6 protein-coding genes and 1 tRNA gene are annotated in these 7,321 nt (G+C 65.3%); 5 read left to right on the top strand and 2 right to left on the bottom strand.

Features of this window, described 5'->3' with window-relative positions:
* Both ABTZ89_RS32720 and ABTZ89_RS32715 read left to right on the top strand, forming a co-directional pair.
* Positions 1-318, top strand: a 318-nt coding sequence (locus ABTZ89_RS32720) for a tRNA-binding protein (RefSeq protein ID WP_351052041.1), incomplete at its 5' end; no start/stop codon positions are given.
* 78 nt (positions 319-396) lie between these two features.
* Positions 397-906: a DinB family protein gene (locus ABTZ89_RS32715; RefSeq protein ID WP_351052038.1), complete on the top strand. Its 510-nt coding sequence runs from the start codon at positions 397-399 to the stop codon at positions 904-906.
* A 106-nt stretch (positions 907-1,012) separates the two neighbouring features.
* On the opposite strand, the gene ABTZ89_RS32710 is transcribed toward ABTZ89_RS32715, so the two are convergent.
* Positions 1,013-3,103 (bottom strand): ATP-binding protein, encoded by a 2,091-nt coding sequence (locus ABTZ89_RS32710; protein WP_351052035.1) that lies wholly within the window; start codon positions 3,101-3,103, stop codon positions 1,013-1,015.
* Between the two features lie 335 nt (positions 3,104-3,438).
* Positions 3,439-3,509 (bottom strand) — tRNA-Gly (locus tag ABTZ89_RS32705).
* Between the two features lie 80 nt (positions 3,510-3,589).
* Between ABTZ89_RS32705 and dcd the strand changes: the two genes are divergently transcribed.
* From dcd to ABTZ89_RS32690, 3 genes are all read left to right on the top strand, one after another.
* The gene (gene dcd, locus ABTZ89_RS32700; protein WP_270954149.1) at positions 3,590-4,171 is read left to right on the top strand and encodes a dCTP deaminase; all 582 of its coding nucleotides are present in this window, start codon (positions 3,590-3,592) and stop codon (positions 4,169-4,171) included.
* A 201-nt stretch (positions 4,172-4,372) separates the two neighbouring features.
* A complete protein-coding gene (locus ABTZ89_RS32695) occupies positions 4,373-5,782 on the top strand; it encodes a sugar porter family MFS transporter (protein WP_270954148.1) in 1,410 nt (469 codons plus the stop codon).
* Between the two features lie 325 nt (positions 5,783-6,107).
* On the top strand, positions 6,108-7,256 hold the full coding sequence (locus tag ABTZ89_RS32690; protein WP_351052031.1) for an epoxide hydrolase family protein: 1,149 nt from the start codon (positions 6,108-6,110) through the stop codon (positions 7,254-7,256).
* Positions 7,257-7,321 lie beyond the last annotated feature (65 nt).

Raw genomic sequence — 7,321 nt, 5'->3', positions numbered from 1 at the left:
GACTTCGAGAAGGTCGAGCTGCGAGTGGGCAGGATCGTGGAAGCCGAGCCCAACGAGAAGGCCCGGAAACCCGCCTACGTGCTGAAGGTCGACCTGGGTGAAGACCTCGGCCTGAAGACGTCCAGCGCCCAGATCACGAACCACTACGAGCCGGAAGACCTCCGAGGCCGCCAGGTCTTGTGCGTCTGCAACTTCCCCTCGAAGCGCATCGCAGGGGTGAAGTCGGAAGTCCTGGTGACGGGAGCCCACGACGAGGACGGCAACGTGGTCCTGGCCTCCTTCGCCCACCCGGTCCCGAACGGCACCCGCCTCCTGTGAACCCGCGCCGAGGTTCCCAACTCCGGGGAAGTTTGGAAACCTGACGGCACACCGCGCACGAGCCCAGGAGCCGACCAGATGACGATGCCGTTCCCGGAACCAACGACCCCAACGGCATCCCGAGCCGAGGTCTTCACCAACTACCTCGACTTCTTCCGCTCCCGCGTGATCGAGAAGATCGAGTCCCTCCCCGACCACGAACTCCGCACCAGCAGAGTCCCGTCCAACTGGACCCCGCTGGAACTGGTGAAGCACCTGACCTACGTGGAACTCCGCTGGATCGAATGGGGATTCCAAGGCCAACCGGTCGAAACCCCCTGGGGCGACTGGAAAGACGACCGCTGGCACGTACCCCCATCAGAAACCAAAGAAGACCTCCTGCAGGACCTGCAGGCCCAAGGCCGCCGCACCACCAGCGTCATCGAGAGCACGAACTTGTCGACCCAGGGCCAACCAGGCCCCCGCTGGAGAGACCAACCCCCAGCAACCCTGGAGCGAGTCCTCTTCCACCTACTCCAGGAATACGCCCGCCACCTAGGCCACCTAGACATCATCACAGAACAAGCCACCAACCAGTCCGGCGAGTAAAGCCAACAAACGGCTCCGAATGCGAAAGCACGAGCAATCGTGCTTCGATACGAAGCATCGGCCATCCTTAAGCTTCACTGATCTCGGCAGAAGATTTCAGTCCACGCTAGCTGGTCGAGCCTGGTTTCGATATGTCAGCGTCCAGAGTGTCGAGGTGCGTGCGGACGGTTTCGGCATCGGTATGTCCGAGCTCTTCGAAAATTCCAAGCGCCGCCTGCCATGCTTCCCGGGCACCTTCGGAGTCACCCCCGACGTGTAGGACTTCGCCAAGCTTGGTGAGGCTATTCGCCTCACCAAGGTGATGGCCGATGGTCCGATGGTGCTCCACCTCGCGACGGTAGATGCGCACCGCATTGTCGATGTCGTTCGCGAGGAAGTAGGCCATGCCAAGGCTTGTCAAAGCAAAGCCGTGTGTCATGGAACCAGAACTGCGGTCGACGGCGCGGTGGAGGTGGGCGAACGCTGTGGTGAAGTCACCGAGACGGGCCGATGCAATCCCGAGAATTGAATCGACTCCTACGTCAATGGTCTGGGAGTTGGAATTTTCCTGTATTCGTTGTGCTTCTCGTGCGGATGCGGCCGCGTCCGTGTAGCGCTCCAGTTCGAGAAGATCCTCTCCAATGGCGCCATGTGCTGCGGCTTCCCATTGCTGTTCGCCTAGTTCGGCGAACAGCTCGGCAGCTGACTGCTGGTAACGGAGAGCTGCATGAAATTTTCGACGGAAAAAGTATGCAGTACCTAGGCTCAATAGTAGCCGCGCCTGTGCAGGCCGGTCTCCGCTTTCCTGTGCGCCTTTTAGTCCGTCGGTGCTGCTAGCCTCAAGTTCGTCGATCTGCCCGCGAAGTTTGAGCGGGTAGGTGGCGATGTGTGCGAGCCAGGGCCCGCGGGGCATCCGGAGTGCCACCGCCTGTCGGATGGTGGCTAGCACGCTGGCGTATTCGGCATCCCACCAAGCAAGGGCCTCGTCATTGGTGGCGAAGTCGCGCCACAGTTGTTTGTCGGTGTAATCCAGGTCGGGTAAGGGGACGTTGGCGGACAGTCGTTGGTGAGCGGCGTAGGTTGCGTAGAAGTGGTGGTCGAGAAGGCGTTGTAATGCTGCGGTGCGGTCCTCGTCAGTGTCGTCGGTGTGCGCGCGTTCCCGTGCGTAGGCACGTAGTAGGTCGTGGAAGACGTAGCGGTCTCCTGCGCGCCGGGTGAGCAGATGGGCTCGGCAGAGCTCGGCCAGAACCCGGCGAACGCGGCGCTGATCCACTTCGGCGAGAGCGGCAGCCGCTCCCAAACTGATGTCCGGCGAAGTGGGTAGCCCGAGCAATCGGAACAGCCGCGCGGCTTCTGGGGAGAGTGTGCGGTAGGACCAGGAGAACACCGCCCGGATGCCGGTGCGTCCGCCCACGTCGAGCGCGTCGAGTCGGTCGCGTTCGTCGCGGAGTTCGGTGGCGAGCTCTTCTAGCGGTAGGTCCGGTTCGCCGGCAGCCTGCACGGCGACCAATGTCAGTGCCAGCGGCAGTCCGGCACAGTGCTCCAGCAGTGCCTCGACATCCTCCGGCTCGTCGGCCAGACGTTCTGCGCCGAGATAGCGAGCCAGCAACTGGCGGCCTTCGTCGTGGGTGAGCGTGGCCAGCGCGAGTCGCTGCGCCCCGTGGTGGGCAACGAGCCCGTCTAGCCGCTGGCGGCTGGTCACGATGACGAGGCATCCGGGTGAGCCGGGCAGCAGCGGCAGCACCTGCTCGGCATCACGAGCGTTGTCCAAGACGAGCAGAATTCGCCGCCCATGCAACAGCGTTCGAAACTGCGCCGCCCGGGCCTCTTCTGCGGCCGGCACCGCCTCCGGGGCCACGCCTAGCGCGGTGAGAAAGCCCGCCAATGCCTCAGCCGGGGGAACGGGCTCGGCGGCCGGGTCGAAGCCCCGCAGGTTGACGTACAGCTCGCCGTCGGCGAACTGCTCGCGCACCTGGTGAGCCCACTGCACCACCAGCGTCGACTTGCCCACACCAGCGAGCCCGTCGATGGTCGACACCAGAACGGTGTGGTCGCTGCCAGCACCTTTGAGCAATGTGGTCAACGCATCTTGCTCGACGGTGCGGTTGATGAAGTGCCGCACCGTCGCGGGCAGCTGGCGCGGCACGGCGCGCGAACTCGATGAACCGGCCGGGCCGTGAATGTGCACGTCGCCATGCACGTTCTGCGCCTGGACCACGTTCTCAGCACCCGACGAGCTGTTGCTCGTCCCCGGAGATCCCACGCCAGCACTGTCCTTCTCATGCGTGTTGCGGCAGATGATCAAAGTGAGACTGGCACAAGCACGACAGAACTTGCACCGCCATCCGCGCGGCAGAGGAATCTAGGACTGAAAGCCAAAAATCGAGCAACCAAGAAAGCTGGTTGGTGAGCAGGCCGGGGACGGCACTCAGGGCGAGGAGCAAGCGATACGCGACCCCCGCACCGTGGGGGGTTTGGGGGGTTCGACCCCCCAATGAAATGGCGAAGGAGCCGCGGCCAACGCGATAGCGTGGCACACGGCTCCCAGCTCCGAGCGGATGACGGGAATCGAACCCGCGTTCTCAGCTTGGGAAGCTGATGTTCTACCATTGAACTACATCCGCGTTACCTCTTGTTCGAGGCGTGCACAGCCTAACATGGTGGGGCGCGAAGATCGCAGGTGGGCTCCCGATACGCTGTGGGTGTGTTGCTGAGTGACCGGGACCTGCGCAAAGAGCTCGACGAGGGCCGTCTCGAACTTGATCCGTTCGACGCCTCGATGATCCAGCCGTCGAGCATCGACGTGCGATTGGATCGATTTTTCCGGGTCTTCGACAACACCCGGTACACGCACATCGATCCGTCCAAGCAGCAGGACGAGCTGACGTCGTTGGTGGAGACCCCCGACGATGACCCGTTCGTGTTGCATCCGGGCGAGTTCGTGCTCGGGGCGACGTTCGAGGGCGTGCGGTTGCCGGACGATCTGGCCGGTCGTCTGGAGGGCAAGTCGTCGTTGGGGCGGCTGGGTCTGCTGACGCACTCCACCGCGGGGTTCATCGATCCCGGGTTCTCGGGGCACATCACCCTGGAGCTGTCGAACGTGGCGAATCTGCCGATCACGTTGTGGCCGGGGATGAAGATCGGGCAGCTGTGCCTGTTCCGCCTGTCGAGTCCTGCCGACTTCCCGTACGGGTCGAAGGAGGCCGGCTCGCGGTACCAGGGCCAGCGGGGTCCGACGCCGTCGCGGGCGTACCTGAACTTCAAGCGCGCCGAAACCAAGCGGTGACGCTCCGCAGCTGCGGTTGAGGGTGTTTCTCCTGTTCGTGGCATAGGTCACCGGGGCTTCCCTGGGCCTTTGGCGACGGTGAGCTACTTCACCCTGAATCGAATAAGCAAGTTGGGGGTTCAGAACTTACGATCCCCTCCGCCCGGCGTTCTGGAACGATTCGCAACGGAGCGGTCGACGTGCGGGCAGCAGGAGTACTCGATGTCCGCATTGCAGTCGCGTGCCTCGGGCGCTGCCACCGAGCACCTCGGGCACGTGGTGATGATCGCCGGAGCTGCCGCGCTCGGCGGATTCCTCTTCGGCTACGACACGTCGGTGATCAACGGTGGCGTGGACGCCATCCAGCAGCACTTCAACGTCGGTCCGGCGCTGACCGGCCTGACCGTGTCCTCCGCGCTGCTCGGCTCCGCCGTCGGCGCCGGGGTGGCCGGTGGGCTGGCCGACCGGATCGGCCGGATCCGGGTCATGCAGATGGCCGCGATCCTGTTCATCATCAGCGCCGTCGGTTCGGCGCTGCCGTTCGCGATCTGGGACCTGGCGATCTGGCGGGTCGTCGGCGGTGTCGCCATCGGCATCGCTTCGGTGATCGCGCCGGCCTACATCGCCGAGGTGGCACCTGCCGCCTACCGCGGGCGCTTGGGTTCGTTGCAGCAGTTGGCGATCGTGCTCGGCATCGCGATCTCACAGCTGGTGAACTACGCCTTGGCGCAGGCCGCGGGCGGTAGCGCCTCCGGTGAGCTCGGGCCGTTGCAGGCCTGGCAGTGGATGCTCGGTGCCGCTCTGGTGCCCGCGGTGATCTACTTGGTGGTGGCCTCGACGATCCCGGAATCGCCGCGCTACCTGGTGGCCGTCGGCAAGGTCGACCGGGCGCGCGAGGTGCTGGCGCAGGTCGAATCGGGTGACCCGGACGAGAAGGTCGCCGAGATCAAGGCCGCGCTGGGCGGCGAGCGGAAGCCGCGGTTGAGCGATCTGCGCGGCAAGCTCGGTCTGCTGCCGATCGTGTGGATCGGCATGGCGATCGCCGCGTTGCAGCAGTTCGTCGGCATCAACGTGATCTTCTACTACTCGTCGTCGCTGTGGCACTCGGTCGGCATCGACGAGAGCAGCTCGCTGCTGCTGAGCCTGTTCACCTCGATCGTGAACATCATCGGTACGTTCGTCGCCATCGCGCTGGTGGACAAGATCGGCCGCAAGCCGCTGCTGGTGATCGGTTCGCTGGGCATGGCCGCGTCGCTGGCCGTGACCGGTTGGGCGTTCAGCTTCGCCGAGGTCGTCGGCGAGGACGCGCAGCTGCCGTACCAGTGGGGCGTGGTCGCGCTGATCTCGGCGAGCGCGTTCGTGCTGTTCTTCGCCGCGTCGTGGGGGGTGGTGATGTGGGTGCTGCTGGGCGAGATGTTCCCGGCGCGCATCCGCGCCGCCGCGCTGGCCCTGGGCACCGCGACGAACTGGATCGCCAACTGGCTGGTGACGGTGAGCTTCCCGAGCATGCGGGACTGGAACCTGCCGGTCACGTACTTCATCTACGCCGGCTTCGCGCTGATCTCGGTGGTGTTCGTGGTGAAGTACCTGAAGGAGACCAAGGGCCGCTCCCTGGAAGAAATGGGCAGCTGACCTGGTCGGATTCAGAGCCTGATTCCAGACTCGCCCTGCGTGGCGGTGCGGGTGGCGGAACCTCAGACGCCGCCTGGCTGCGGGATCCCGTTCTTATGTATGTCCAATACACGGCGAACGGGCTGTCCTCGCCAGGCGACGTCTGAGAACCCGCGGCGGTGCAAGCGCCGAGGGTGGGCTAAGCGGCTGCGCCGCTTCAAAGAACAAAGGCAATCAGATCGAGGGGCGTCCCGTTCGGGGCGCCCCTCGATTTTTTCGGCCGGTTCGGGAACAACTCGGGCGGCTTGCGCGTATTAGTTACCGTACATCGTACGAAGGAGCGTGCATGGCCTCTCGCGACATCACCCCGCACCGCCTCGAAATCCCGCAGCAGGACCTCGACTACCTGCGGGAACGCCTGGACCGCGTCCGCTGGCCCGACGAGGTGCCCGGCCTCGGCTGGAACTACGGCCCGCCGCTGGACTACCTGCGGGAGCTGGTGGAGTACTGGCGCGACGACTACGACTGGCGCGCGCAGGAAGCGCGGCTGAACGCATTCCCGCAGTTCACGACCGAGATCGACGGCGCGAACATCCACTTCCTGCACGTCCGCTCGTCGCGGCCGGACGCGCTGCCGCTGCTCATCACGCACGGCTGGCCGAGCTCGGTCGCGGAGTACCTGGACGTCGTCGAGCCGCTCGCCGAAGCCGGGTTCCACCTGGTCATCCCGTCGCTGCCGGGGTACGGGCTGTCCGGCCCGACGACCTCGGTGGGGTGGGGCGCCGAGCGGATCGCGCGGGCTTGGGCGGAGCTGATGAGCCGGCTCGGCTACGAACGGTTCGGCCTGCAGGGCGGCGACTGGGGCACCTGGATCTCGCGCACGGTGGCGATCGACGAACCGGACCGCGTGATCGGACTGCACACCAACGGCATGATCACCTTCCCGACCGGTGACCCGGACGAGATGGCGGAGCTGACCGACGTCGACCACGCGCGGATGGCCAGGTGGCAGCGTTACACCGACGAGCTGTACGGCTACAAGCTGATCCAGTCGACGAAACCGCAGGCGCTGGCCTACTCGCTGGCGGACTCGCCGGTTGGGTTGCTGGGCTGGATCGTCGGCGTGCTCAAGGAGTGGACCGACTGCGAGGACACCCCGGAGGACGCGATCGACCGCGACCGCATCCTGACCACGGTGATGCTCTACTGGCTCACCAACACGGCGGGCTCGGCGGCGCGGTCCTTCGTGGAGACACCGGACAACTCCGAGAAGGCCGCGGAGGAAGGCGTCGTGGAGCAGCTGACCAAGGGCACGGTGCCGCACGGGGTGGCGGTGTTCCCGAAGGACGTCCTCGCGCCGGTGCGCCCGTTCGCGGAGCGCCTCAACAACATCGTCCGCTGGACGGAGTACGACCGAGGCGGAACCTTCCCGGCGATGGAACAACCGGACCTCTACGTCCGCGACGTGCGCGAGTTCTTCGCCTCCCTGCGGTGACGGTCCTGAGCGCCGCCCGCCATTCCGCCCATCATGCCCATCGGCATCATGCCGCCGTACATCCC

The sequence above is a fragment of the Saccharopolyspora sp. NPDC002686 genome, from assembly GCF_040295745.1.
Taxonomy (GTDB): Bacteria; Actinomycetota; Actinomycetes; order Mycobacteriales; family Pseudonocardiaceae; genus Saccharopolyspora; species Saccharopolyspora oryzae.
Note: the sequence above shows the minus strand (reverse complement) of the source record. Positions and strands in the feature narration are given on the sequence as shown.